The sequence below is a fragment of the Aeromonas sp. 603404 genome, assembly GCF_049171775.1.
Lineage (GTDB): Bacteria > Pseudomonadota > Gammaproteobacteria > Enterobacterales > Aeromonadaceae > Aeromonas > Aeromonas veronii_A.
The window spans coordinates 1-26900 of sequence record NZ_JAAKPE010000022.1 but is presented as its reverse complement, the minus strand read 5'-3'; the positions used below and the strand labels follow the sequence as shown (position 1 = coordinate 26900).

The window sequence follows — 26900 nt, the reverse complement described above, 5'->3', positions numbered from 1 at the left end:
CCCGCCATTTGTGTTAGCATCCGGCCTCAATGCCCTGTCTTCCCTGCATGATGGATTTATGAGCTATCAGGTTCTGGCGCGTAAATGGCGCCCCCATACGTTTGAACAAGTGGTAGGCCAGCAACATGTGCTGACCGCCTTGACCAACGCCCTGGATCAGGGACGGCTGCATCACGCCTATCTGCTGAGCGGTACCCGCGGGGTCGGCAAGACCACCATCGCCCGTATTCTGGCCAAGAGCCTCAACTGCGAGCAGGGGATCAGCAGCCACCCATGCGGCGTCTGTGATACCTGCCGCGAGATCGATCAGGGCAACTTTGTCGACCTGCTGGAGATTGACGCGGCGTCCCGCACCAAGGTGGAAGATACCCGCGAGCTGCTCGACAACGTGCAGTACCGTCCGGCCCGCGGCCGCTTCAAGGTCTACCTCATCGATGAAGTGCACATGTTGTCGCGCCACAGCTTCAACGCGTTGCTGAAAACCCTGGAAGAGCCGCCCCCCTATGTGAAGTTTCTGCTGGCCACCACGGATCCGCAGAAGTTGCCCATTACTATTCTCTCGCGCTGCCTGCAGTTTCATCTGAAGAGTCTGGATCAGACCCAGATCGCCAAGCAGCTCGAATGGGTGCTGGATCAGGAGGGGCAGCCCTTTGAACCGCGTGCGCTGCTGGCCCTGGCCAAAGCCGCTGACGGCAGTATGCGCGATGCCCTGAGCTTGACCGATCAGGCGCTGGCCCACGGCAATGGTAGCGTGCGCCTCGACAGCGTGCTGGCGATGCTGGGCACGCTCGATCACCGCCATCTGCACCAGCTGCTGGAAGCCATTTTGCGGCAAGATGCGCCAGCGACCATGGCCAAGATCACCGAGATCGCCACCCTGGGCCCCGATTTTGATCAGCTCCACGCCGAGCTGGAAGGCTTGCTCCATCGCATCGCCATGGCGCAGCTGCTGCCTGCCAGTGTGCAGGAGCAGGGGGCGGATGCCGATTCCCTGCTGCAACTGGCCAAGGCGATGAGCCCGGAAGAGGTGCAGCTCTGCTACCAGATCGTGCTGGGTGGCCGTAAAGATCTGCCCTGGGCCCCCGATGGCCGCACTGCGCTGGAGATGACCTGCCTGCGGATGCTCGCCTTCTCCCCAAGGTGTGATGCCCTGCATCCGGCCAGCCTCACCGCGTTGCCCCCGTCAATGACGAGCGGTGCGGCGAGCAGCGCTACTTCGGTTGCCTCTTTGCCGGGAAAGCGCCCGGCCGCTGAATCGGCCGCACTGGCACCGATCAGCGGCGCCGTGCCTGCACCGCTAGCCAGCCCTGTTGCTACCAGTGCCGTGCCCGCGGTTGATGTCTCCCTGCCTTCGATGGTGGATGACATCGGCAACCCCGCCGATAGCGAGGAGGAGGCACAAGCCGCCGAGCTGTTCAGCCAGCAGGATGAACTGCTGCGTGAAGCCGCAGGCATGGGGTATCAACCCGAGCCCGCGTTACCCCATGTGCAGCCCGATGTGTCTGCGCACTCGGTTGCACAGCCCGCAGATGCGGATGATCGAGCGTCTGCCGCAGCCGATACCGACTATTCCCGTGGCGAGCCGCTGACCGCCCCCTTCGAGCCCGCGCTCGAAGCGACAGCAACGCCTGTTGCCGCTGTTGAACCGGTATCAGCGGTATCGAGCATGCAGAGCCTGCTTGGCAAGCGAAACATGCTGCGCAGTCGCCAGCGTGGTCAGGATGCCCCAGCGGCGCCCGCGCCGCGCGCGGTGCCGGTTGCGCCAGCTAAACCTGTAGCGCCCGCCGCTGCACCGGTCGTCACCCAACAGCCAGCTCCGGTCAGCCAATCGGCCGGGCAGGGGATGGCGACGATGGGTCACTATGATGATCTGCCGCCAGTGGAGCTCTATAACGACAGTTACGAGCCGCAGGGTGACAACGGGGAATACGAGGAGTACCTCAATCAGGGCTTTGCCGAGCAGACTCAGGTGATGAGCCACGCCCCTGTCACGGCACCGGCCCAGCCAACCGATCTGCCACCTTGGGATCTCGACGGGCAGCCGAGCTATCGACCCGGCGAGCGCAGCGCTGCGGCGCCTGCGGTGACGCCCGCCCCAGCGACCCAGCCACCCGTTGCAAGCACGGCAGTGGCTGCTGCCCTTGTGACGCAGGATGAACCCCCTCAGCCAGTGATGGAGACCATCGACTGGGATGAGCTCGAGAGCGACAGCGAGCCGCAAGAGGGAGAGGCGACTCGCCTTATCCCCTCCTCGCTGCTCAATGGTTGCGGCGACCCTTGGGCCGAGTTGATTGCCCATACTCAGGTGGGTGGTCGGCTGCGTCAGCTGGCCATCAACTCGGTGATGACGCGGGAAGGGGACAAGGTACTGCTAACCCTCAAGCCAGAGCAGCGCCATCTGGTGAGCGACAAGGCGCGCGCCGATCTGGCCGAGATCATCGGGCCAGCGCTGGGTCAACCGGTGCAGGTCGAGGTGACGCTCGGTGTAGTGCCTGACCAGGAGACCCCCCTCGAGATCGAACATCGCCTTTATCTCAGGGTGCGCGAGCAGGTGACCCGGGATCTGGAGCAGGATCCCAACGTACAGTTTTTAGTTCAGCGGTTTGGTGCCGTGCTCCATCACGAGAGCATCGAGCCCCTCAACCGCTAAATTCCGTGGCCGGGAGCTTGCTTCCGGTTGAAAAGCCGTTTGGCTGTCCCCATCTAGGACAGACAAGCCCACAGCCCGGCGCTGGATGCCGGATTTCAAGACGAGAGACGACATATGTTTGGTAAAGGTGGAATGGGGAACCTGATGAAACAGGCCCAACAGATGCAAGAGCGTATGCAGAAGGCGCAGGAGCAGCTGGCTCAGATGGAAGTGACCGGTGAAGCCGGTGCTGGCATGGTCAAGGTCACCATGACCGGTAGCCACAGCGTCCGTCGCATCGAGATCGACCCCTCCCTGATGGAAGATGACAAGGAGCTGCTGGAAGATCTGGTTGCCGCCGCATGCAACGATGCCGTGCGTCGTGTGGAAGAGCAGAACAAGGCCAAGATGGGCGAACTGACCGGTGGCATGCAACTGCCGCCAGGCTTCAAGATGCCGTTCTAAGGCGACTCTCCCCGCGCATTCTTGCTCCCTTGTCGCTGGCCATTCGGGCCACGGCAAGGGGGACGGCCGAGAGACCCAAAGACGCAGCCGTTATCGCCTAGGCGATACGCTGCGTTTTTTTGTGGGCGCCATGCTGGCGTGGACGAGTTCTACTTATCCCTTCTGGGGAGAGGTTGCCACAGCGCAGGCCGATTGCGCCATGAAACGCAGCCGCCTTGCCAAGGCGGCGCTATTTGTCGATACCCGCTATCGGATATCCCGGTTTGGCGTGGCCGGGCTGGATCGGCATAATGGCGGCTTGCCGTATTGAGGAGATTGTATGAAATATATCGGAGCCCACGTCAGTGCGGCCGGCGGGGTGGAGAATACCATCGCCCGCGCCCAGGCCATCGGGGCCAACGCGTTTGCCCTCTTTACCAAGAATCAACGTCAGTGGCAGGCGGCACCCTTGTCGGATGCCACCATCCGCGCCTTCAAGGCGGCCTGTGACAAGGCCGGTTTTCTGCCGGAGCAGATCCTGCCCCACGACAGTTACCTCATCAATCTGGGCCACCCGGATCCCGATGGTCTGGCCAAATCCCGCGATGCGTTTCTCGACGAGATGAAGCGTTGCGAGCAACTGGGGCTCTGTTATCTGAACTTCCACCCCGGTAGCCATCTCAAGCAGATCCCTGAGGCGGCCAGCCTCAAGCTGGTGAGCGAGTCCATCAACTGGGCGCTGGAGCGAAGTGAAGGGGTGACGGCGGTGATCGAGAATACCGCCGGGCAGGGGACCAACCTCGGCTGGTCGTTCGAGCACCTCGCCACCATCATCGAGGGGGTGGAGGACAAGAGCCGGGTCGGGATCTGTTTCGATACCTGCCACGCCTTTGCCGCCGGCTACGATCTGCGCACCGCCGAGAGCTGCGCTGCCGTCTTTGCCGAGTTTGACCGCACGGTGGGTTTTCACTATCTCAAGGGGATGCATATCAACGGCGCCAAGTGCACCTTCGGTAGCCGGGTCGATCGCCACCACAGCTTGCGGGAGGGCAATCTGGGGGAGGCAGTATTCCACCACATCATGAATGATGATCGCTTCGATCGCATTCCGCTGATCCTCGAGACCATAGACGAGTCCATCTGGGGCGAGGAGATTAGCTGGTTGCGCAGTCTGGCGAAGTGATACTCAGAAGCGAATCAAAGAGAGGGAGCCGTGGCTCCCTCTCTGCTTTTTCCATCATTAGCGGGCGGGCCTGTCAGCGGCGCTCCGAGCGCGCGTTACTCTGCGCGGCTCACCTCGGCATCCTTCACCTGAGCCCGGCAGAAGTGGATAAAGTGGCGCAGGGAGGTGGAGTGGTACTTCTGCTTGTGCCAGATAAGGGAGAGCTGGCGCGGGAAGCGGCGGGAGAGGGGCAGGGCGATCAGCCGCCCATCTGCCAGGCGATCCGAGGCTGCCAGCCGGGAGATAAAGGAGATACCAAGCCCCTTCTCCACCGCCAGCATCACCGCCTCCAGGGTGTTGAGTTCAAGCCCTGGTTGCCAGCGGGGCAGCTCGGGCTGGATCTGCTGGATAAATTGCTCGCGGCTGCCCGATTGTGCTTCACGCAATACCCAGGTTTCGCCCCCCAGACGGGAGAGGGAGAGCTCCTTCTTGTTGGCAAGCGGGTGACCGGGTGGGGCCACCACCAGCATCTCGTCCTGCAGCCAGGGTTCGGCGAGCAGGTCGGGGTGGTGGTTCTCCCCCTCGATCAGTGCCATATCCAGCTCGAAGTTGGCCAACGCATGGCAGAGCAGGTGAGTGTTGTTGATGGTCACCTTGGGGGGGAGCCCCAGCTCCTGTTTGCTGCTGGCGAGCAGGGTGGGGAGCAGGTAGTTGCCGATGGTCTGGCTGGCACCAAGGCGCAGTTGGCCGCTCGGCTCGGCATCGGGGCTGAACAGGTTCTCGATATCTTGCATCCGTGTCAGCAGCTCTTCGGCGGCCGGTTGCAGCAGGCGCCCCTCGTTGTTGAGCTGCAATCTGGGGTGAATGCGGTCAAACAACGGGGTGGAGAGCTGGCGCTCCAGCTCCTGTAGCGACTGGGAGACGGCCCCCTTGCTCAGGCAGAGCTCGTTGGCGGCAAGGCCAAGGTTTCCATAACGGGCAATGGTGGCGAACACTTTCAGCTGCTGCAGGGTCAGTTTCATCGTGTTTGGTTTTCCTGAATGATTGATTTAATTCATTTAGATATCGTAAACGATAAGGGACCATTATCCTATCGCCATAGTCATCAATAGAAAGGTGTCATCATGATCGCAAGAACCCGTAAATCACTGGCTGCCGCCCCAACCCCCATGGCGGGTCTGGCGCTGGGCATCGCCAGCCTTGGTTGGTGTTGGGAAAATGCCGGTCACTTCGATGGCCGGATGCAACTGCTGGGTGCTGCCATTGCGGCCGTGCTGCTAGTGATCCTGACCTTCAAGTTTCTGCTTCACCCCCGCCTGCTGTTGCTGGATCTCGCTCACCCCGTGGTGGGCAGTGTGGTACCGACCTATGCCATGGGCACCATGGTGGTCTCCAAAGCGCTCGGTATGATTGCGCCGCAAGCGGGCGAGGCCCTCTGGCTGTTTGCCGTGGCGGTTCATCTGCTGTTCCTGGCCACCTTTATCTGGCATCGCGCCAAAGAGTTTGAAATCCACCACATGGTGCCGAGCTGGTTCGTGCCGCCGGTGGGGATCATCGTGGCTGACGTCGCCTTCCCGGGTGGTCAGTTTGCCCCGCTGGCCAACGGTCTGCTCTGGTTCGGGATCATCTGCTACGGCTTGATGCTGCCGCTGATGCTCTACCGCCTGATCTTCAGCCATGAAGTGCCGGATGCCGCCAAACCGACCATTGCCATTCTGGCTGCCCCTGCCAGCCTCTCTCTGGCCGGTTACCTGACTGTCAGTCAGGAGCCGTCACTGCTGCTGGTGGCCGTGCTGTTGGGGATCGCCATCCTGATGACCGGCATCATCTATCTGGCCTTCATCAAACTGCTGCGTCTGCCCTTCTCGCCGGGTTATGCCGCCTTCACCTTCCCGCTGGTGATCGGTGCCACCGCTCTGTTCAAAGTGGCTCATCTGGTTGAAGGGTTTGCGCAAGGGAGTCACTACGTCGAGCAGATCAGACTGCTGGCTCACTTCGAGCTGGGGGTGGCTACCGTGATCGTCGGGTATGTGGCACTGCGTTACCTGATGTTTTTTCTGCCGCAGCGTAATACCGAAATGAATAACGGCATGGCTCGCCAAGGGGCTCACCGATAAACCTTGATGATGTGACATCGGGAAATGGATAAGCAGTGCGCTCCGAGAGCGACGGGATAAACGACCAGTCATACGATGGATGGACAAAGAGCCTCCACCCTGGTTGTGTAACGAGCAAAATGCCCCGCAGTGCGGGGCATTTTTTTATGGTTTTTTGATGTGGCGCCAGTGGCGGGCTATTTGACATGGATTTAACTGGTATTACCTGTCAGGACGACTACAATGCAGCACCACTTTTTCGCTCGACCCCGATACATGTCGTCCCAAGATCCCGTATTTGACTCCTCTTTTGAAGCCCGTTTTCTGCATCCCCGCTACTGGTTCAGCTGGCTGGCGCTCGGTGTGCTGATGCTGCTGGCCTTTGTGCCGGTGCGATTGCGCGACCGTTTGGCCGAAGCCTTGGCACCGCTGGTGTTTCGTATCTCGAAAAAACAGATCTATATCGCCAGAACCAATCTGGAGATCTGCTTCCCGGACAAGAGCCCGGAAGAGCGGGATGCCATTGCACTGACCTCGATCCGGGTCGGCCTCAAGAGTCTGTTGGGATTTGGCGAGTTCACCATGCGCAGTCAGCGTTATCTGATGAGCCGGATGCAGGTGATCGGTTGGGAGCATATCGAGGCGGAGCGGGCTGCCGGTCGTCCGGTGATCCTGGTGGTGCCCCATACCTGGCCGGTGGATGCCGCCGGTTACTGCTTCACCCAGCGCGGGGTGCCCATGTGCACCATGATGAAACGGGCACGCAATCCGGTGTTTGACTGGCACCTCAACCGTGCACGGGCCAAAAACGGTTGCCGCGTTTACGAGCGCAGCGCCGGGATCAAGGCGGTGATCAGAACCATCAAGAGTGGTCGCAGCTTCTTCTACCTGCCGGATCAGGATCACGGTCGCGAGAAGAGCATCTTTGCTCCCTTCTTCGGCCACCCCAAGGCGACCCTGCCAGCCTTGCCCCGTCTGGTTCAGGTCAGCGGCGCCAAGGCGGTGCCGCTGCTCGCCTGCTATGACGAAGCGAACCACTGTTACCGGCTTGAGATAGATGCCCCGTTTGACAACTATCCCACCGAGGATGTGATGGCCGATACCTGTCGGATGAACGATATGGTGCAACAGCAGCTGACGCGCCATCCGGGCCAGTACATGTGGTTCCTCAAGATCTTCGATACCCGTGAAGATCAGGAGGGGCCGGATGGCCTCTACGAGGCGGGGATCCAGCGGATCCGCAAGGGATTGTCGCCCCACGGCTGACCCTGAATTAAGATTGATTGAAATGGCCCCAGGTGGGCCATTTTTTATGATAACTAGTCTGATCTGTGCCTTGCAGGTCGATAGCAAGCCTCCTCAGGGTAGAAAAAAATGTCAGGATAATTACAATAACCGCTTGTTTTTGATGACTTGATGGTCGCCATGTCTGCGTTAGATCCGGTATTTGATACCTCATTTCATAGCCGCCTGCTGCATCCCAAATGGTGGGGCAGCTGGTTCGCACTGGGCCTGCTCTCCCTGCTGGCATTTACTCCTGCGAGGTTGCGGGATCGCTTTGCCGATCTGGTCTCACCGACCCTGCTGCGTTTTTCGAAAAAGCAGGCCTATATTGCCGATACCAACCTCAAGATCTGCTTTCCAACGCTGGATGCCGCCGCACGTCAGGCGCTGCTGCTCAAATCGATCCGGGTCGGGCTCAAGACCTTTATGGGCTTTGGCGAGCTCAGTTGGCGCAGCAAGGCGCGCCTGACCCGCCGCGTCAAGGTGAGCGGCTGGGAGCATGTGCAAGCGGAGCAAGCTGCGGGCCGTCCGGTGATCCTGGTGGTGCCTCATACCTGGGCGGTCGACATGATTGGCCGCTACTTCTCCATGATGGGCATCGAGATGTGCACCATGATGAAGAGCCCGAAAGATCAGGTTTTTGACTGGTACATCAACCGCGAGCGGGCCAAAGGGGGCAAGGTCTATGAGCGCAGTGTCGGTATCAAGCCGGCGATCAAGTCGATCCGCGCTGGCGCCAGTTTTTTTTATCTGCCGGATCAGGATCACGGCCGTGAGGCGAGCGTGTTTGTTCCCTTCTTCGGTCGTCCCAAAGCAACCCTGCCAGCGTTGCCCAAGCTGGTGAAACTGACTGGTGCCAGAGCCGTGCCCATCTTCGCCAGCTATGACGAGGATGAGGGATGCTATCTGCTGGAGATCGAGCCGCCGTTTGACCCTTATCCCACCGCCGATCTGCTGGCAGACGTCAACGCCATGAACCGGGTGGTGGAGATGCAGGTGGCGCGCCATCCCGAGCAGTACATGTGGTTTCTCAAGATCTTTGAAACCCTGGAGCATCAGGAGGGGGATGACGGACTCTATGAAGCGGGGATCCAGCGTATTCGTCAGGGCTTGCCGCCCGAACCTTGAAAATTGGCCCGCATGCGGGCCAATTTTGTTGGCAGAGGAGCCTTTCGTATTTGGTCTGTTGCGGGTGGTTTTTAAGGCGAACGGGTGGACAAAAACAGCGCAAACAGAGGATAACAGGGTGTCTTATGACAGGGAGAGGCAAGTGAGCGTGCGCGGAGCTATCTTCGAGAGCGGAAATAGGGTAAAAGGGCGGCCATGAAAATTCCAAATCGAATCCAACCCCTGGTGGATGACGGCCTGGTCGATGACGTCATCAGCCGGCTGATGAGCGGCAAAGAGGCCGACGTCTATGTGGTGCGCTGCGGCGACGAGATCCGCTGCGCCAAAGTCTATAAAGAAGCGTCCAAGCGCAGCTTCAAGCAGGCCGTGGTCTATCAGGAAGGCCGCAAGGTGCGCGGCAGTCGCGATGCTCGCGCCATGGAGAAGGGCTCCAAGTACGGCCGCAAACAGCATGAAGAGGTGTGGCAGAACACCGAGGTCGACGCCCTGTTCAAGCTGGCGGCGGCCGGTGTGCGGGTGCCGCAGCCCTATGTCTGCCTCGATGGCGTCCTCTTGATGGAACTTATCACCGATGAGGATGGCAATGTCGCGCCGCGCCTCAACGATGTGGCGCTTACCCCCGAGCAGGCGGTCATCGACCATGCCAAGGTGATCCGTTACGTGGTGAGGATGCTCTGCGCCGGTCTTATCCACGGCGATCTCTCCGAGTTCAATGTGCTGGTGGATGAACAGGGCCCCGTCATTATCGACCTGCCCCAGGTGGTGGATGCCGCCGCCAACAACCAGGCCAAGGCGATGCTGGAGCGGGACGTCAACAACATGCGCAACTACTACGGCATGTATGCCCCCGAGCTGCTCAAGACCCGCTACGCCCGGGAGATGTGGGCCCTGTATGAAGATGGCAAACTGACCCCCGACAGCGAGTTGACCGGCTTGTTCGAGGAGAGCCGCGAGCAGGTGGATCTCGATTCTGTATTGCACGAGATCGAGAGCGCCCAGGAGGAGGCACTGGCTCGTCAGGCCAGGATGAAGGCCGAAGAGGAAGACAGCTACTGATCTTGTTGGTGGCCGTGGTCAATGGAAAAAGAGCGCCTAGTGGTGCTCTTTTTTATTGTCTGCCGCACAGCCCTGGCCTCTTGGCCGGGGCCAGCCGGTAAAACCGGACCCAGCAGAGATCGCCGGTATGATAGCGGCGATCCAGCCATTGTCCATCTGCAGCTTCAATGACCTTGAGCGAGGCGGGATTTGTCTTGTCACAGCTGATGAGCACAGGTTCGCTGAGCACATGGCGCTGCACTCAACCGAGCAGGATGCGGGCGGCACCTTCACCCCGGCGGGTGGGATGGTCTCGTAATCGATATAGCCAAGCCACTGGTGGGTGGCTTGGCTTGTCGCCGTGGCGCAGGCGCAAGGTGGCGAGGAGCGCTTCCCCTTCGAGGGCAAAATAGGTGGTGGTCGGTAGGTAGCCCGGCGGCAGATGCAGGCCATTGGCATGGGCGAGCAACTCCTGCAGCCACTGAGTCGAGCCGAATTGCGCCACCTGATAGAGCGGCAACCCGGCGGCGCCACATTCGGCCTCGTAGCGGCGGTAGGCGGGGGCGTCGGTCAGCCGAGCGGCCCGGCACTCGATGAGGGGTTGCATCAGGTCTGGGTGGCCAGAGGCCACAGCGGCCAGGGTTCGCTGTGGTGTGGCTCCTGGATGCAGGCGCGCTGGCGGCCAGCCTGTTTGGCGGCATAGAGTGCCCGATCCGCGCGCGAATAGGCCTGCTCAAAGCTCTCGCCCTGCTGCAGCGAAGTGAGCCCTATGCTGAGGCTGATGGGGCCACCGGCCAGCGACCGAGTGGCGTCTGCGACCCGCTGCTGCAGGGTCTGGCAGCAGGCCGGCAGCGTTTGCGAAGTCTCCATCACCAGCAGCGCCAGCTCGTCGCCGCCAAGGCGCCCGGCTAGCCCCGCCGTCGGCAGGCTCTCCCGGATCACCCGTCCCACCGCCCGCAGCATGGCGTCGCCAGCGGGATGACCGTGGCGGTCATTGATCTGCTTGAAGTTGTCCAGATCGATCAGCAGCAGCTGGCCGGGGCTAGCCATCTCGCGGGCACGCAGGGCCACCTGGTGTTCGAAATAGTGTCTGCTGTCCAGTCCGGTCAGGGCATCCAGGTTGGCGCGCCGCTCCAGCTCGCGCTGGGTGGCGAGCAGCGCCTGCTGCTGACGGGTGTGCACCAGGCTCAGCAAAATGAAGCTGCGGGCAATGGTAAAGAGCAGGCTGAGCAGGATCACCGGGCCGAGCAGGGGATCGGTCAGGCTGGAGGCAGCCGACTCAGGCCACCACTGATGCTTGGCCATCCTGATCAGTTGCAGGGCCAGTTGCAGCGCAAGCAGCAAGATGGCAAAGCGTAGCACCCGGTAGGCGGGGGCCAACCGCTGATAGCGCCAGAGCTGCCACAGCAGCAGGCACATTTGCAGCGAGATGGCCCCGGATAGCACCACGATCCGGCTGTGTATGTCATCCTGCGGTAGCTGTGTGGCGGTGACAGCGAATAGCAGGAAGCCGGCGAGGGCAAGGAGCGGGCAGAGCCAGCCGAAACGGTCGGCCTCGCGCCGGAAGAAGTGGCGCAGCCCCCGCTCATAGAGTAGCGGGGTGGCGATGATCAGCAGATTGGTAAGCAGGATATTGGCAAGGGAGATCTCTCCCGTAAGGGGTCGCAGCAGCAGGCAGCCAAAGGCGGCGGCGATGGCCAGTTCGCTGGCCGACCAGTAGAGCAGGGAGCGCAGCTGTCGCTGGGTATGCCACAGGTAGGCGAAAATGGCCGCGACCCCGATGTGCGACAGGCTGACGAACAGCACCAGACTCAGCAACTGGGCCGAGGAAAACAGACTCTGCATCAAGGGTTTGGGCTCTTCCTGCCGGGAACGGCGCAGCGACCTCAGGGCCGGGTGACTGGGCCGGATCACAGCATGAATTGCGCCGTTGAGCAATGGTTCAAGTGATCCGGGCACGATCGCAGCAACAACCGCCACAAGAGGGCTGCTGACTCGATTAATCAGGGGCGGGGCATGACGCCGGAGCGTTTATGCTTCCCACACTCTTGGGTCAGTCAATAATGACCGGCAGCCGCATGACGTTGGCCTCCCGACCGAGGTGGGCCAGCAGGCGGCGCACATCGTCGAGGCGGATGATCAGAGTAGCGGTGTTGACCAGCGGATGGCACTGCACCTGTTCGGCCTGCCAGATGGCCTCGTCCACCACCAGCTCTACCGCTTTTTCCCTGTCGCGCACCATGGCGAGCAGGGTCACCGAGCCCGGGGTAAGGCCGAGCACCGCATCGAGCCGCTCGGGGGAGCCAAAGCTCAGCCGCTTGACGCCGAGCATGACCGCCAGCTCCTTGAGATCGACCCGGCGCTCCTCCGGACTCACCACCAGAAACAGCCGCTCGCTTTTCGGATCGCGCAAAAAGAGGTTCTTGGTCTTGGCTGCGGGCAGGTCGGGCAGCAACTTGCTCGCCTCCTCACAGGTAAACACTGGGGGATGGTCAAAGCGCTGGTAGGGGATAGCCAGCTGATCCAGCAGGGAATAGATTGCCACATAGACTCCTTTTGTCGGCGAAGAGTGGTCAGAACGGGATGGGCGGGAATAACGACCGGATCGAGCTTACCAGTTTGACCCCCGCCTCGCAGCCAGCGTGACGATTGCGAGCAGGCACTGTATGAACGTACAATAGTCCCATTCTCGGACAGCCCCTTTACGCTTCATGACTGCAACCCAGCCCACCGTACCCGCCACTCCGCCGCTCGACGGTTTTATCCTGACCCGCCACGGTCGGGACGTGCGCGGCCGCAACGGGCAGGCAGCCACCACCGAAATCGTGATGTGGCTCTGGAGCGCGCAGGGGCCGGTACGGGTGGTGGTGCCGGGACAGGAGCCGGTGTTCTTCCTGCCGCAGAGCCATATGGCAGAAGCCGCCGAGCTGTTCAAGGGGGCCGGGGTGAGCGGGCGGTTTCGCCGCCTGCCAATGCACACCTTCGACGGTCGCCCTGTGGTGGGCTGCTATTTCGCCACCCTGAGCGCCTTTCACCGCGCCATCGAGCTGCTGCTTATTCGCGGGCTGGAGCACTTTGAGGCGGATATCCGGCTGCCGGAGCGGTTTCTGATGGAGCGTTTCATCACAGCTGGTGTGCGTTTCGATGGCCGGGCGGTGAAGAAGGGAGGCAAGCAGGGCTACTGGGAGGTCAACGAGGCGCGCTGCGCGCCGCAGGCGGTGACGCCAACCCTCTCCTGGGTGTCCCTCGACGTGGAGTGCGCCATGGACGGTGCCCTCTTCTCGGTCGGCCTTTACAGCGAACAGGATGCGCGGGTCATCATGATCGGCACCTCGGAGGCGGATGCTGAGAGCTGGGGCACCCAGGTCCAGTGGGTAGAGGACGAGAGCGCCCTGCTGAGTGCGCTGGAGAGCTGGTTCAGCCAGCATGACCCCGATCTGGTGATTGGCTGGAACGTGGTCAATTTTGACTTTCGCCTGCTGCTGCGCCGCGCCGAGCTTAACAAGCGGCGGCTGCGGCTCGGGCGGGGTCATGAGCTCTGCTTCTGGCGCTCGTCACGGGGCGATCCCCAGACCGGCAACGTCATCATTCCCGGGCGCATGGTGCTCGACGGCATCGATACCCTGAAAAGCGCCACCTGGCAGTTTGCCAGCTACAGCCTGGATGCGGTGGCGAGCGAACTGCTTGGCCGTGGCAAGGATATCGAGGATGTGGCCAATCGGGGGGAGAAGATCACCGAGCTGTTCCACTCCGACAAGGAGGCGCTGGCTCGCTACAACCTGGAAGATTGCAAGCTGGTGTGGGAGATCTTCGACTACTGCCACCTCATCCCTTTTGCCATCGAGCGCGCCTCCCTCACTGGTCTTGAGCTGGACAGAGTAGGGGGCTCGGTGGCGGCCTTTACCAACCTCTATCTGCCGCGGCTCCATCGTGGCGGCTACGTGGCCCCCAATTTGCCGGCCGACGGTGGGCTGGCGAGCCCCGGCGGCTATGTGATGGACTCCAAACCCGGTCTCTATCGCCATGTGCTGGTGCTCGATTTCAAGAGCCTCTATCCCAGCATCATCCGCACCTTCTGCATCGATCCCATGGGACTCATCGAGGGGTTGCAACACCCCGACCACGCCATTCCCGGCTTTCGCGGCGCCATGTTCTCCCGAACCCGGCACTTCTTGCCGGCTCTCATCGCCACCCTGTGGGCGGCGAGGGACAGAGCCAAGGCTGCCAGCAACAAGGCACTCTCCCAGGCCATCAAGATCATCATGAACTCCTTCTACGGGGTGCTGGGGTCGGGGGGCTGCCGTTTCTATGATCCGCGACTTGCCTCGTCAATTACCTTGCGTGGTCACAGCATCATGCAGCAGACCCGCGAGTGGATTGAGGCGAAGGGGTTCGAGGTGATCTATGGTGACACCGACTCCACTTTTGTCCATCTGGGGCGCGAGACCAGCCCGGATGAGGCGGACGAGATTGGCCAGCGACTGGCGCAAATGATCAACGATAACTGGGCTGCACTGATCAGGCGAGAGTTCGACCTGCCGAGTTATCTCGAGATCCAGTACGAGACCCACTATCGCCGCTTTCTGATGCCCACCATCCGCGGGCTGGAGAAGGGCAGCAAGAAGCGCTATGCGGGGCTGGTTGGCAAGGCCAGTGAGGGGAGTGAACAGCTGGTGTTCAAGGGGCTCGAATCGGTGCGCACCGACTGGACCATGCTGGCCAAGCAGTTTCAGACCCGCCTCTACGAGCTGGTGTTTCACGATGAAGATCCCAGCGGCTATGTGCGCACCATGGTGGATGAGACCCGCGCCGGTCGTCACGACGATCTGCTTATCTACCGCAAACGGCTGCGCCAGAAGCTCGAAGAGTATCAGAAGAATGTGCCGCCCCATGTGCGTGCGGCGCGGCTGGCCGATGAGGAGAACCTGCGCCGCGGGCTGCCCCAGCGCTATCAGCATCGGGGCGCCATCGCCTATCTGATGACCCTCAATGGCCCCGAGCCGCTGGAGTACCGGCGCAGCGCCATCGATTACGAGCACTATATCGACAAGCAGTTGCGGCCCATTGCCGATGCCATCCTGCCCTTTATCGGCGAGTCGTTCGACCGGATCTGTGGTCAGCAGCTGGATCTTTTCTGATTGGTGCAAGTTGGCACTTTACTTCCCATGAATACTGGATAAAAATACAGTTATAAATCATGGAGAAGTTTCCTATGCGTCTTGAAATCATCATCGACAGAAAACATCAGATCCCGACCTCGACCATGGAGGCGCTGCGTCAGGAGCTGCTCAAGCAGCTTGGCGAAAAATTTCCCGACATCCATGTGCGGGTCGCGCCGGGCAGTACCATGGCTCTGACCGTCAGCCGTGCCAGCAAGGAAGACAAAGAGCTGGCCGAAGCTATGGTGCAGGAGGTGTGGGAGAACGCCGACAGCTGGATGCCGGAAGAGAACGTCGCATCCTGATCCCCATGGTCAGTGGATAATTCTGGGCGGTGGATAAATGGGCTGCGGATAAACGGGCATGCCTGCTAATGCACTGCTGATACCCATACAACAAAAAACGCAGCCAGGTGGCTGCGTTTTTTGTTGGTGGTGAGTCGCAGTGGCTTGTCTGGCTCTGGGTTGAGCCATGCCGTTACAGTCCCGCCCAGCTTTTCAGGCTCTGCTGCTGCACCCGGCGGTTGGCTTCGCGGATCTCCCCTTTGGCGCGCAGGTCGGCCAGCGCAATGGGCAGTGCGGCGCGGATCTCGGCACTGCTCATTCCGGCTTTGAGGGCCGGGTGATAGGCCATCTTGAGCAGCACATAGTCCAGCCCGGTCAAAAAGCTGTCGATGCTGTTGTCATTGAAGATGGAGGGAAACACCTTGTCCGAGTCGTTGGGCAGACCCATCACCTGGGTGAACTCCTCCACCACGCAGTCGAGAAAACGCCCCTTGGCCCTGCTGTAGTCTACCGGAATGATGATGGTGGCACGGCTGATCTCGTGTTTCGCATTGGTTGCGAAGTTGGCAAGGCAGAGCCCCTCCTTGAGCGCCATCTTGACCGATGGATCCCCCCCCATGGTGCGGTTGGCCCAGCTCTTCATCTTGCTGTAGTCGGTCATGATCAGGGTGAGGTTGGGCTTTGCGGTCACCATGCTGATGGGGTGGCCGGTGATGCGGGCCAGATGGGCCGCCTGTACCTTCACTACGTCGGCCTGCAGCGGCTTGTCACCCGATTCGTTGATAAGTTGCAGCCGGATCGGCTGCTGCCAGCGGGCAAAACGGGTCTGCCTGGCTTCGCCATACTCCCGCTCCATGGCGATGGCCATAAAGCTCTCGACCAGATAGCTGTCGCTCTGCCAGCGCTCATCGGCCAGGGCGCTGTGGCCCGCGAGCAGAAGCAGCAGCGCCAGCAGCCCGCGTGACGCGCGGCGGGGATAGGCAGCGCAGCCCAAGTTGGCCATTACCAAAGTGGCAATAAAGCGGGTGGCACCAAAGGGGATGGCGGCAAATGACATGTTTCCTCCCTGAAACGGTTGTCAGCCTAGCGGTTGGCCTTGTCGATATCACGCCAGGTGAGCCAGAGTCTGAGATCAAACTCCAGTTGATGATAGTCGGGCTCCATGTGCTGGCAGAGCTGGTAGAAGCTCTTGTTGTGATCCTTCTCTTTGATATGGGCCAGCTCGTGCACCACGATCATTTTCAGGAACGGGGGCGGCGCCTCCTTGAACAGGGCGGCGATGCGGATCTCGTTCTTGGCCTTGAGCTTGCTGCCCTGTACCCGGCTGACGTAGGTGTGCAGGCCGAGGGCATCCTTGATCACGTTGATCTTGCCATCGAACACCACCTTTGACAGGGGCGCCGAGCTCTTGAGGTAGCGGTTCTTCAGCTCCATGGTGTAGGCAAGCAGCGCCTTGTCGCTCTGGATCTGGTGGCTTTCCGGATAGCGTTTGGCCAGCATCTCCCCCAGCTTGCCCGCCGCAATCAGCTGCTGTACCTGTGCCTTGAGGGGGTCTGGATAGCCGCCCAGATAAGTCAGTTCCGCCATGGTGTCACTCGTTACATCAAAAAGAGCGTCATTGTAGTTATCTCGGGCGGGCTTGCCTACTGCGGGCCGCCGCTGCAAGGCGATCTGGCGCAATAAAAAGGGCGGCCATTGCAACAATGGCCGCCCTGCGGGGCGTATTGACGATCAGCGTCGGCGATAGAGACCCGGATCCACCTCTTCGTAGTGGCTGGTCAGGTATTGATAAAAGGCGAGATGGGAAGGGGAGCTCGGCTTTTTCAGCTCCTCGCTCACCCGATCCGGCTTGGCGAGGATGAACTTCGGATTCTGGCGCTGGATATCGGCCAGCACCCGCTCGCGCACGTCATAGGGCGGATTGACGTTGGCAAAGAAGAGATAGGCGGACGCTGGCTGGCGATCGGTCCAGAGATAATATTGCGGCTGGATGCCATCGACCCAGATCTTGTCGCTCGGGACTGTCTCGGCCTTGATGCGATCGACCCGTACCTGCGCCGCCGGATTGAAGGGGCGACCCTTGAGGGTCCCTTCCCAGGCGTTGTTGATCATCAGCAGCAGCATGGCCAGCGTCGCCAGCCAGGGGGTGGCACTGCGCACATCCCAGGCTCGCCAGAGGGGGATGAGGATCAGCACCGGCAGCGCCCACAGCAGGCTGGTGCCGAGCACCTCGTTGACCCGCTCGAGGGACCACTCCTTGGTGCTCCAGCCAAAACCGAGCTGCTGGGCCAGCAGCCAGCTGGCGGTGAGCACCACCAGCGAGATGCAGAGCAGCCCGATGGCATCTGCCTGCTGTTCGCTGCGATCCAGCAATACCGCCAGCGGCAGCACTGCCAGTTGCAGATAGAGCACGTCGTAGTGATCGAACACATGGCCGGAGACCGAGTTGGCGATCAGGGTAAACAGCACCCCAAACAGGGTTGCCAGCAGGGCGGGCAGATACCACTCCTGACGGCGGCTCAGCATCAGAATGATGAAGGCGGGCAGCAGCATCACAAGGCCGGTGCGCAGCAGGCCGACGGCGCCCACCATGGGGGAGAAGCCATTGCCGTAGCTCCCTTCGAAGAAAATGTCGAAGGCGTAGTATTTGAAGGCCGCCAGCAGATCATGCTGCTGGAAGTAGGCGTAAAGCGGGCCGCCAATCAGCGCCAGCCCCAGCAGGCTGGAGATGAGCAGCAAGATGGCATCACGCCACTTCTCATGCAGACACCAGTGGCAGAACAGCACCAGATACCAGGCTCCCCAGAAGGCGCCGTTGTTGGTGCGCATCCAGGCGACGATGGCGAAGGTGAGGGCCGCCACCAGCGCCGGCCACCAGCGAAATCCCTTGTCCAGCAGCAGGGTGATGAAGGCCCACTGGGCGATGAGGGCGAGGTGGAAGGTCCAGTCCTCAGTCATGTTGCCGTAGTAGTAACGGGTGCCGTAGAGAGCCAGCACCGCCAGCATGGCGCCAAGGCGCGCCTTGAACGAGAGTCCGAGCTGGGCAAAGGCCTGCCAGCTGGCCAGCAATCCGAGCCAGCAGAGCACCCACTCCAGTGTCCAGATCCCGACAAATCCCCCCATTCGATAGCCCAGTGCGTCGAGAGCGAAGATCATCGGCCCCTTGATGTCGATCATGTCGCGATAGAGCACCCCCCCTTCGCTCCACATCTTGCCCATCACCGCGAACAGCGAGGCATCAAACCCCGGCGCCATGGCGTGGAAGAGCGGGTTGCGCAGACAGAAGAGCAGCGCCAGCAAGGCGGTCAGCAGCACAATGGCTGGCTTGATACCCGGGTTGACGCGAGGGGGAGTGAAACGGATGGAGTGATTCATGAAGTCGCCTGTTCCTGCAGCTGGTCTTGAAAGCGGGCCTATCTTGCCGAGCTAGTGAGTGCGATGCAATGGGGCAGGCCCGTGTGGGGCAAATATTCTCGAAAAAGCCCGGTTCTTGCAGGGAACCGGGCGCTGGCTGCGGCAATATTGGCCGTCAGGGGGATGTGGCGAAGCCAGCCATTCCCCCTCTGCATCAATGGATGTACTCAAGCAGGGGGGGCTGCGCTTCCAGTGTCGGCAGGTGACGGGCCCAGCGGATAAAAGCGTCGGCCAGGGTGATGCCGAGCTCCTGATTGTGCTGGGTCAGGGTGCGCGCCAGTGCGGTGTAACCCTCCTTGCCGGAGGCGGTATAGGCGCTCGACACCCCGCGATAGACCTGTGCGGCATTGACCGCTTGCCACTGGCCGGGGGCGGCTTCCCACTCCAGTCGGGTGATGCGCTGGCCCTTGGGCCGATCGGCCTGATAGGTGAATCGCACCCCTGCGGTGTAGGGGAAGCTGCCGTTGCCATTGCCGACCACGCCGTTGTTGGTGGCGTTGTCGATGGCATTCTCCAGCGCCTCCGCCAACTCGTGACCGTGCACCCGATAGAGAGTGAGGGGAATGGCAAACGGCAGCAGGCGACCGGCGATATCCGCTTCGCTCAGGGGGCCCGGCTCCAGCGAGCAGCGCACGCCGCCAGCATTGTGCAGGGCAAAGTCCACCTCGCCTACCTGTTCACGGGCAGCGGTCAGCATGGCGCGGGCCACCAGCGGGGCGAGCTGGCTGCCGTGCGGCAGGGTGGCATCCGGCAGCCGCTGATGGGGCAGTGGCGCCGCCAGTCGGGTGACGATGCGCTGGCTCATGGTTTCAATCTCAGGCCGATAGCGTTTGGCCAGATGTTTTTCAAGCTGTGCATCCGGCTCGCAGAAGGTGAGCCCGGCGGGTGGGGTGGAGGCAAATGGCCAGGGCTGCCAGGGGAGCCACTCCAGCTGCCCCTGACTCTGCACGACGCGGCCCGCCTCATCGAAGGTGAGCTCGCAGACACCGAGGCAGAGGGCGCTGTGGCCAGCGTGCAAAATAGCCACCCCGTTGTTCATCAGCGGATAACTGCCTTCGCTTGGCAGACCCAGCGGCGCGAGATCGCCGAGCAGGCTATGGGTATGGCCGCCGATGATGAGGCTGAGCTCGGGGAAGCGCTCGGCCAGCAGCTTGTCCTGATCCAGCCCGAGGTGGCTCAGCAGCACGATATGCTGGATCCCTTCGCGCTTGATCTCCTGCAACACCCTGGTGAGGGTGTCGGCGACCGCGTGGAAACGGGTGTGGGGATCCGGGTTGGCGATGGCAGCCATCTGGGCGAGGGTGATGCCGAGCAGCGCAAAGGGAACCCCGTCGATCATCTGACGATGCCAGGGCTGATGGGCGTCGTAGAGATGGGGAATATCCCACAGCCCAAGCGGCGTGTCGGCAGGCTCCTGACTGTTATCCAGATTGGCGGCCAGCACCGGAAAATCGAGCTGGCGCAAGAACTCCACCAGCGGGCCGTTGCCCAGATCGAACTCATGGTTGCCAAGTACCATGGCATCGGGGGCCAGCATGGCGAGCAGGTCGGCGTTGGCGCGCCCTTTGAAGCGGTTGAAATAGAGCGAGCCCTGAAAGGAGTCGCCACCGTGCAGAAACAGAAAACGCTGGCCGGCAGCTGCGGCTTTTGCACGCAGTTGGGTCAGTCGGGTCAGGATCCGGGCATAACCGCCGCACTGGGTGCGCCACTGGCCTTCACCGATAGGGGAGAAGCTCATGGGCGCGCCATCGAAGTGGGAGTGGCAATCACTGAAATGGGCAAGTTGAACCGTAATACTCATCTCGGTCCTCCTTAGGGGAAAATGAGCACCGAGTCTACTGCAAAGGAGGGGGAGGATACCAGCCCGGCAGGGTGCCGGGCTGGTCAGCGATCAGGCGGGTACCATGATCTGGGTGGCGACGATCACCACCAGCAGGCCGACGGCGACCGGCATACTGGTGCGCTTGACCACCTCGAACGGCGAGAGCTTGCCCATCCCCGCACAGGCGACCACCACCCCGGAGACCGGAGAAATGGTGCGACCCAGGTTGGAGGCTTGCAGCATCGGGATCACCAGATAGGCCGGGTTGATGCCAAGGCTGCTGGCCAGGTTGGGGATCAACTCCACGAAGGCGTAGAAGGGGGCATTACCCGAACCGGTGGTGAAGGCGGCCAGGGTGGTGATCACCACCAGTGACAGCATCATGATCAGGCCGCCGGAACCGAGATCCTGCGCGTGAGCAAGCAGGGTGTCGATAAAGCCGATGGTCATCAGACCCTGGGCGAAGACGCCAGCACCGACCAGCAGCATGACCACACCGGCAAAGGCATCAGCCATGTTGCGCCAGCAGACCTGCAGACCGTCCAGCAGCTCCTTGCCATTTCGGATCCGCACGAGCTCCAGCAGGCTGGCCAGCACCATGCACATGACGATGATGGTGACGATATCCAGCTGCGGACCCCATTTGCCGTCAAATACCAGCACCCCGATGATGGGGGTAAAGGGCAGGATGGCGTAGAAGGCAGGCGCAGTCGTCACCAGGTCACCCGGGGCGACCGGCTCGTTGTGCTCACCGGATTTTTGATCAAGGTAGCGCTGCCAGAAGAAGTGGGTCACCGCCATACAGGCGATCGCCACCAGCGAGATGGGCAGGGTCAGCTTGAAGGCAAAGTCCAGCAGCGGCATGTTGGCGGCCTGGGCGGCCATCACCACGTCCCCTGAGGTCGGTGCCAGAATAATGGCGGCTGGCGAGGCGCACACGGCTGCAGCCGCGCCACGGGAGATCCCCATGTTGACCATCAGCGGAAACAGGGTTGCCATCAACAGCACGCCGAGGCCGGTAGCGGAGCTGACCGCCAGCGACATGGCGCAGGCCACCAGATAGGCAGCCACCAGCAGAATATAGGGGGACTTGATGATGCCAAGCGGTTTGCTGGCCAGCTTGACCAGAATGGTGTTGGCGCCGATATGGCTCATGTAGCCGGCGAAGCCGCACAGCACCATGATCAGCATCCCCAGTCCACCGCCACGGTCATTGAGCAGGAAGCGGACGTATTCGAAGATATCGGTTGCGATATAGCCGGTGCTGACCACTTTGCTCGGCAGTACCGGCTTGCCCATCATGGCGGTGATGACCAGCAGCAGCAAGCCGCCGCTCAGCAGCACCCCGGTCGCGGAGTATCCTTTGAAAATGGCACGGCCCACCACCAGGGTGACCAGGGTGCCAACAATGAGTTCCAGCATATGTTGCCTTCTGATTGGATGAGAGTGGAAGGAGTCTATTCCGATAGGGGTAGAGTGGCGACTGGAAACAGGATGTTGTGTGAGCTAAATCAACGTTTAACCCCATGAACAGAATTAAAGAAAGGTAAAGGTACTTTACCCAGCGGGTTTGGCTACCTACCCTTGCCAGCCTTGGTTGTCTTTTGAGGCTTTTATATGGTGATTGGTGATTTTTCAGGCATTAAACGCTCTCTTTTCCTGCTCGCGATGCTATTTTCACCTACTTGCGTGTTTGCGGTAACCAATGACGGTTTTCATCAAACCGGTCCTCATCAGGCGGTCGCCATGCGGCGTCTCATGGCTCCCCACTCTTACGGCGTACTGGTGGTTGCCGAGGGGAACAGACCCCGTTTTGCCGCGCTGGCATCCAAAACCACCGAAGCAAACTGCCTGGCCCGTCATGCCATCCGGGTAGATGGGGTCGCGTTGCTGGTCACCCCGAGATTTTATGCCAAAGAGGGAAAACGGGGACTTTGCGAGCTGTGGCTCAATGAGGGGGCAGATCAGGACTTTTTTGCCAACCGTCTTAAAAATGATCATTTCATTCAGATAGATGGTCATGACATCAATGTGAAAAACTATCACCTCGACTGGCAGCGCATCAGTCGTCCTGCTCAATAAAAATACAGTTTCATCCTTGTGCCATACTTTGCTCACGCAACCTGTGAGCTTGCTCTGATTTCTGGGCTCATCATTGTATTGCGCCGCCTCTTGGTCACACATAGGCTATACCCGTCATCTGTGTGGCGGTGGGTTTCACCAAGGTTGGTACTCCGCCCGTGCAATCAAGGAAGGTAGTCTGGCATGGTCAGCAAGGTTTATGGAGTAGTGGGGAGCGTGCTATTGCTGTTGCCCCTGATGAGTCAGGCTCAGCCGAGCCGGCCGCAAGTGGTGCCAGAGTCCCGCATCAATGTCCGTTTTTATGAGGTAAGTGCTGCCCAGCCAGATCAACTGGCACGCGCCATTGCTCAGAGTGCCCCCAAGGTGAATGGCAAGCCTGTGCTCGGCAAGGCGAGTTATCAGGTGGACTGGCAGCTGGAAACCGACCAGTTGCCGGGGCGCTGCCAGCTCAAACGGGTAACGGTAATGACTCATGCCACTGTATTGTTGCCCCGCTGGCGTCAGAGTTCGGAGGGGAGTGACCCTGCTCGCCAGCGCTGGGGTCGGCTGCTCTCCAGCATGTTTGACTATGAATCCCGTTTCAAAGAGATGGTGCTGCAAGGCGGAAATCAGGTGGGTGGCGCTATTGCTGGGCTACCCGGACATGCAGATTGCCAGGCGTTGCGGTATGCCGCGTGGGCTGCTGGCAGTGGCGAATTGAACAAGGTTAAGGCACGGGTAGACGATTTCCAGCGTCAGACGGGTTACGGCGAACAGCTCGGGGTGCACTGGCCCAAGTGAACTCTGTCTGGAGGTGCGAAGCCCTGCCAAACCCGGTCAATATGGCACGATTCAACATCTGAAATGGCCGCCCCACCGGGCGGCCATTTCATTGCAGACAGCGCCATGTTTAGACCAGCGCCTTGCCTTTGAGCAGTTTGCGCACCCAGTAACGGGCAGGGTGGAGCGCTTCCAGTAGATCGGCGGCCAGTGGCAGGGGCTCACCGCAGATCTCGCTGGCGAGCAGCTCGCCACAGAGCGGCGCAGAGCAGAGACCCCGCGAACCGAGCGCCCCCAGCACATAGAGGCCGGGGTGAAGGGGGAGCGGCTGGGCGTTGTGCTGTTCATGCTGCAGCTGCACATAATGATCCGCCAGACCTTGCAATCTGGCCACTGGCCCCACCACCGGCAGGTGATCCCGGCTGGCACAACGCACCCCCACGCGCGCCTCGTTGCCGCTCACATCCACCTCGGCGGGCCAGGTTTGCTCCGGCAGGCAGGCTTGCAACCGCACCTGATTCTGGATTTGCTCCTCGGCACGAAACTCAAGGCTGCTCTGGTTACGGCCATAGCTGGCACCAATACAGTGTTGATCGTTGTGCATTGGCGTGAGGTAGCCATCGTAGCAGAGCACGGTATTAAGCCGGCTCAGGCTGGTTGAGGTCGGCACATGGCTTACCTGACCGCGTACCGGATAGAGCGGCAGCTCGGCAAAGGGGAGCAGTGATGGCAACTGGTGACCGGCGGCGACCACCAGATTGGGGGCCTGCCAGTGGCGGCCATCCTGGCTTTTTATTTGCCAGCCATCGGCCAGTTCAGTAATAGCGACCACCTCGGTATTGAACGCCACCTCAAGCAGCCCGCTGGCTTGCGCTTCTTTGATAGCTGCGTGGGTGAGATCGGCCGGACAGAGCCAGCCTCCCAGCGGGTAACTGACGCCGCTGTGGCCACAGGGCAGGCCAACCACCTGCTCTACCTCTGCTGTAGAGAGGGGATACATCAGCTCGGGGGGGAAGGGGCCCTGGCTCATTTTCGCCAGCTTGGCTGCCGATTTGTCGTCATAACCGAGCTGGGTTACCCCGCACAGTGCAAAAGCGATGGGATGTTGCGCGGCCAACGCCAGTAGCCGTTGGCGGGCATAGCCAAAAGCGAGCGAATAGAAGCGTGACAGGGCATCGTGCTCGCCGTTGAGCAGCGGATAGAGCGCGCCCTGGCGGTTGCCGGAGGCGCCGGTGGCCGGTTCGCCATCTGCACACAACAACGTCACCTTGCGGCCCCGCTCCACCAGAGAGAGCGCCGTCATGGCCGAGGCAATGCCGCCGCCGATGATCACTACCTCGCCAGCGCGTCCGGCAGGACGGGCATACCAAGGGGCTATGGTCTGCTGCGGCTGCTTGTCGGTGCGATCCCCCACCAGCATCTCCCGCTTGCTACCGTGGCCCTTCACCTTCTTCATGGCAAAACCGGCGGCAATCAGGCCGCGACGGACAAAACCGGCACAGGTAAAGGTGGCGATGGAGCAATCGGGACGGGCGAGGCGAGCGAGACTATCAAACAGCTCCTGTGTCCACATCTCCGGGTTCTTGGCTGGGGAGAAACCATCCAGATACCAGGCATCCACCAGCCCCTCTGCCCGGTGAGGCACTTGCGGCAGCATATCCTTGATGTCGCCAAACCAGAGATCGAGGCGAATGCGGCCACCCGTAAAATGCAGGCGGTGGCAACCGGAAACCGGCAGTGGCCACTGGGCGACAAGATCCTGGCTCAAGTGGCCAAGTTCAGGCCAGGCGGCCAGCGCCTTGCGCAGATCGTCTTGGGTCAGGGGGTATTTCTCGAAACTGATGAAGTGCAGACGGGAGCCGTTACCGGATTGGGGCGCCTGTTCCAGGAAGGCTTGCATTGTCGCCAGAAAGTTAAGACCTGTGCCGAAACCTGTTTCACCTATCACGAAACTGTCACTATCGTGGTGCGAAAATCGCGCAGGTAGCCGGTTTTGCTGCAAAAAGACGTAGCGGGTTTCACTTAGACCGTTATCATTGGAAAAGTACACATCCCCGAAGTCACTGGAGACAGGAGTTCCCGCTTCATTCCAGTCCAATCGGGCATGATGTAAGGATGTTTGACTCACGTTTTCCTCGGCTCGCGTCACAAAATCGCGGGCATTCTACGTGAAAGCAGACCAGTTTGGCAGCCGAAAGCGGGTAGACTTGGCGCCAGTTTTTCCAGACGAGATGAATTAATGAGAAGAGCAGTGATCACCGGTATCGGCGTCATCTCCAGTATCGGCAACAACAAGGAAGAAGTGCTGGCCTCCCTGAAAGCAGGTAAATCCGGCATCACCTATTCCGAGCAGTTCGAGCAGCACAATCTGCGCAGCCGTGTCTGGGGTAACATCAAACTCGATCCGTCTGAACTGATCGACCGTAAAGTCATGCGTTTCATGGGCGACGCTGCGGCCTACGCCTATCTCTCCATGCAGCAGGCCATTGAAGATGCCGGTCTGGCGGAAGATCAGGTCTCCAACGAGCGTACCGGCCTGGTGGTCGGTTCAGGTGGTGCCTCCGGCAAGAACACTTCGGAATCTGTGGACATCGCCCGCGAGAAAGGGGTCAAGCGTGTGGGCCCTTACATGGTGCCGCGCACTATGTCCTCCACAACCTCTGCTTGCCTGGCGACCCCGTTCCAGATCAAGGGTGTCAATTACTCCATCAGTTCAGCTTGCGCCACCTCTGCTCACTGCATCGGTCACGCGCTTGAGCTGATCCAGCTTGGCAAACAGGATGTGGTCTTCGCCGGTGGCGGTGAAGAGCTGGACTGGTCCTCTACCATCCAGTTTGACGCCATGGGGGCCCTCTCCACCAAGTACAACGACATGCCGGAAAAAGCCTCCCGTACCTATGATGCGAATCGCGATGGTTTCGTTATCTCCGGTGGCGGCGGCATCCTAGTGATCGAAGAGCTGGAACATGCGCTGGCCCGTGGTGCTCACATCTATGCCGAGCTGACCGGTTACGGTGCTACCTCCGATGGCTATGACATGGTCGCGCCGAGCGGCGAAGGCGCGGTGCGTTGCATGAAGATGGCAATGCAGGGGGTTGGCAAGGTTGATTACATCAACACCCACGGTACCTCCACCCCGGTTGGCGATACCAAGGAGCTGGAAGCCATCCAGACTCTGTTTGGTGCCAACGGTCCCAAGATCTCTGCCACCAAGGCGATGACCGGCCATGCGCTCGGCGCTGCCGGCGTGCACGAGGCTGTCTACTCACTGCTGATGATGGAGCACGGCTTTATCGCTCCCAGCATCAACATCGAGACTCTGGACGAGAAGGCCGAAGGTCTGCCCATCGTGCGCGAGTACGAAGAGGCCGAGCTCAACACCGTCATGTCCAACAGCTTCGGCTTTGGCGGTACCAACGCCTCCCTGGTGTTCAGCAAGTTCAAAGCATGATTATCCGGTTGATATGAAAAAAGCGCCTCAGGGCGCTTTTTTTGTTTCCGTGATCTGCCATCACTCATTGCAGAGCAGAGCAGAGCAGAGCAGAGCAGAGCAGAGCAGAGCAGAGCAGAGCAGAGCAGAGCAGAGCAGAGCAGAGCAGAGC

The 26900-nt window shown here is 60.7% G+C and carries 23 protein-coding genes; 13 read left to right on the top strand and 10 right to left on the bottom strand.

Translation table 11 applies throughout. The features are described from left to right. Nucleotides 1-58: 58 nt before the first annotated feature. From dnaX to nfo, 4 genes are all read left to right on the top strand, one after another. Nucleotides 59-2650, top strand: a complete 2592-nt coding sequence (dnaX, locus tag G5306_RS20050; protein ID WP_421313576.1) for a DNA polymerase III subunit gamma/tau — start codon at nt 59-61, stop codon at nt 2648-2650. Between the two features lie 114 nt (nt 2651-2764). After that, entirely contained in the window at nt 2765-3094 is a 330-nt protein-coding gene (locus G5306_RS20045) for a YbaB/EbfC family nucleoid-associated protein (RefSeq protein WP_005333445.1), read from the top strand. A 130-nt stretch (nt 3095-3224) separates the two neighbouring features. Continuing rightward, nucleotides 3225-3404, top strand: a complete 180-nt coding sequence (locus G5306_RS20040; RefSeq protein ID WP_203116807.1) for a hypothetical protein — start codon at nt 3225-3227, stop codon at nt 3402-3404. Between the two features lie 9 nt (nt 3405-3413). Next, nucleotides 3414-4256 carry a deoxyribonuclease IV gene (gene nfo, locus G5306_RS20035; protein ID WP_005333444.1) on the top strand — a complete coding sequence of 281 codons (843 nt, stop codon included), beginning with the start codon at nt 3414-3416 and terminating at the stop codon, nt 4254-4256. A 95-nt stretch (nt 4257-4351) separates the two neighbouring features. Here the strand turns inward: nfo and G5306_RS20030 are convergent, their stop codons facing one another. Next, on the bottom strand, nt 4352-5257 hold the full coding sequence (locus G5306_RS20030; RefSeq protein ID WP_040068074.1) for a LysR substrate-binding domain-containing protein: 906 nt from the start codon (nt 5255-5257) through the stop codon (nt 4352-4354). Nucleotides 5258-5359: 102 nt separating this feature from the next. On the opposite strand from G5306_RS20030, the gene G5306_RS20025 reads away from it, so the two are divergent. The 4 genes from G5306_RS20025 (at nt 5360) to G5306_RS20010 (ending at nt 9799) form a co-directional block, all read left to right on the top strand. Beyond that, nucleotides 5360-6352, top strand: coding sequence for a TDT family transporter (locus G5306_RS20025; protein WP_158112510.1), 993 nt, complete (start codon nt 5360-5362; stop codon nt 6350-6352). Between the two features lie 255 nt (nt 6353-6607). After that, nucleotides 6608-7597, top strand: a complete 990-nt coding sequence (lpxM, locus tag G5306_RS20020) for a lauroyl-Kdo(2)-lipid IV(A) myristoyltransferase (protein WP_216953494.1) — start codon at nt 6608-6610, stop codon at nt 7595-7597. A gap of 150 nt (nt 7598-7747) precedes the next feature. Further along, complete coding sequence (locus G5306_RS20015; protein ID WP_216978871.1) at nt 7748-8743, top strand: lauroyl-Kdo(2)-lipid IV(A) myristoyltransferase; 996 nt, start codon at nt 7748-7750, stop codon at nt 8741-8743. Between the two features lie 195 nt (nt 8744-8938). Then, nucleotides 8939-9799, top strand: a complete 861-nt coding sequence (locus G5306_RS20010; RefSeq protein WP_216978870.1) for a PA4780 family RIO1-like protein kinase — start codon at nt 8939-8941, stop codon at nt 9797-9799. A gap of 241 nt (nt 9800-10040) precedes the next feature. On the opposite strand, the gene G5306_RS20005 is transcribed toward G5306_RS20010, so the two are convergent. The 3 genes from G5306_RS20005 to G5306_RS19995 all read right to left on the bottom strand — a co-directional run bounded on the left by G5306_RS20005 (nt 10041) and on the right by G5306_RS19995 (nt 12323). Beyond that, nucleotides 10041-10385, bottom strand: a complete 345-nt coding sequence (locus G5306_RS20005; protein WP_421207272.1) for a hypothetical protein — start codon at nt 10383-10385, stop codon at nt 10041-10043. After that, nucleotides 10385-11623, bottom strand: coding sequence for a GGDEF domain-containing protein (locus G5306_RS20000; protein ID WP_219296629.1), 1239 nt, complete (start codon nt 11621-11623; stop codon nt 10385-10387). Before G5306_RS20000 ends, G5306_RS20005 begins: the two co-directional genes overlap by 1 nt. A gap of 208 nt (nt 11624-11831) precedes the next feature. Next, nucleotides 11832-12323 carry a prolyl-tRNA synthetase associated domain-containing protein gene (locus G5306_RS19995; RefSeq protein ID WP_216978868.1) on the bottom strand — a complete coding sequence of 164 codons (492 nt, stop codon included), beginning with the start codon at nt 12321-12323 and terminating at the stop codon, nt 11832-11834. Between the two features lie 166 nt (nt 12324-12489). Here G5306_RS19995 and G5306_RS19990 point away from each other — a divergent pair, with 166 nt between their 5' ends. Both G5306_RS19990 and G5306_RS19985 read left to right on the top strand, forming a co-directional pair. Then, the gene (locus tag G5306_RS19990; protein WP_421313575.1) at nt 12490-14916 is read left to right on the top strand and encodes a DNA polymerase II; all 2427 of its coding nucleotides are present in this window, start codon (nt 12490-12492) and stop codon (nt 14914-14916) included. A gap of 74 nt (nt 14917-14990) precedes the next feature. Continuing rightward, on the top strand, nt 14991-15242 hold the full coding sequence (locus G5306_RS19985; RefSeq protein ID WP_129503940.1) for a DinI family protein: 252 nt from the start codon (nt 14991-14993) through the stop codon (nt 15240-15242). A 172-nt stretch (nt 15243-15414) separates the two neighbouring features. Here G5306_RS19985 and G5306_RS19980 read toward each other — a convergent pair whose 3' ends face one another. From G5306_RS19980 to dcuC, 5 genes are all read right to left on the bottom strand, one after another. Beyond that, nucleotides 15415-16278 carry a DUF2927 domain-containing protein gene (locus G5306_RS19980; protein ID WP_421223796.1) on the bottom strand — a complete coding sequence of 288 codons (864 nt, stop codon included), beginning with the start codon at nt 16276-16278 and terminating at the stop codon, nt 15415-15417. 26 nt (nt 16279-16304) lie between these two features. After that, the gene (locus G5306_RS19975; protein WP_005333421.1) at nt 16305-16808 is read right to left on the bottom strand and encodes a M48 family metallopeptidase; all 504 of its coding nucleotides are present in this window, start codon (nt 16806-16808) and stop codon (nt 16305-16307) included. A gap of 144 nt (nt 16809-16952) precedes the next feature. Then, nucleotides 16953-18596 (bottom strand): hypothetical protein, encoded by a 1644-nt coding sequence (locus G5306_RS19970; RefSeq protein ID WP_216953502.1) that lies wholly within the window; start codon nt 18594-18596, stop codon nt 16953-16955. Nucleotides 18597-18789: 193 nt separating this feature from the next. Beyond that, nucleotides 18790-20436 (bottom strand): bifunctional metallophosphatase/5'-nucleotidase, encoded by a 1647-nt coding sequence (locus G5306_RS19965; protein ID WP_216978863.1) that lies wholly within the window; start codon nt 20434-20436, stop codon nt 18790-18792. A gap of 90 nt (nt 20437-20526) precedes the next feature. After that, nucleotides 20527-21879, bottom strand: a complete 1353-nt coding sequence (dcuC, locus tag G5306_RS19960; RefSeq protein WP_005336914.1) for an anaerobic C4-dicarboxylate transporter DcuC — start codon at nt 21877-21879, stop codon at nt 20527-20529. Nucleotides 21880-22074: 195 nt separating this feature from the next. On the opposite strand from dcuC, the gene G5306_RS19955 reads away from it, so the two are divergent. Both G5306_RS19955 and G5306_RS19950 read left to right on the top strand, forming a co-directional pair. Then, nucleotides 22075-22539: a hypothetical protein gene (locus G5306_RS19955; protein WP_216953505.1), complete on the top strand. Its 465-nt coding sequence runs from the start codon at nt 22075-22077 to the stop codon at nt 22537-22539. A gap of 183 nt (nt 22540-22722) precedes the next feature. Further along, nucleotides 22723-23319, top strand: a complete 597-nt coding sequence (locus tag G5306_RS19950; protein ID WP_421313572.1) for a DUF922 domain-containing protein — start codon at nt 22723-22725, stop codon at nt 23317-23319. Between the two features lie 109 nt (nt 23320-23428). On the opposite strand, the gene mnmC is transcribed toward G5306_RS19950, so the two are convergent. Next, nucleotides 23429-25447 carry a bifunctional tRNA (5-methylaminomethyl-2-thiouridine)(34)-methyltransferase MnmD/FAD-dependent 5-carboxymethylaminomethyl-2-thiouridine(34) oxidoreductase MnmC gene (mnmC, locus tag G5306_RS19945; protein ID WP_421223801.1) on the bottom strand — a complete coding sequence of 673 codons (2019 nt, stop codon included), beginning with the start codon at nt 25445-25447 and terminating at the stop codon, nt 23429-23431. Nucleotides 25448-25537: 90 nt separating this feature from the next. Here mnmC and fabB point away from each other — a divergent pair, with 90 nt between their 5' ends. Next, the gene (gene fabB, locus G5306_RS19940) at nt 25538-26749 is read left to right on the top strand and encodes a beta-ketoacyl-ACP synthase I (RefSeq protein WP_216978860.1); all 1212 of its coding nucleotides are present in this window, start codon (nt 25538-25540) and stop codon (nt 26747-26749) included. Nucleotides 26750-26900 lie beyond the last annotated feature (151 nt).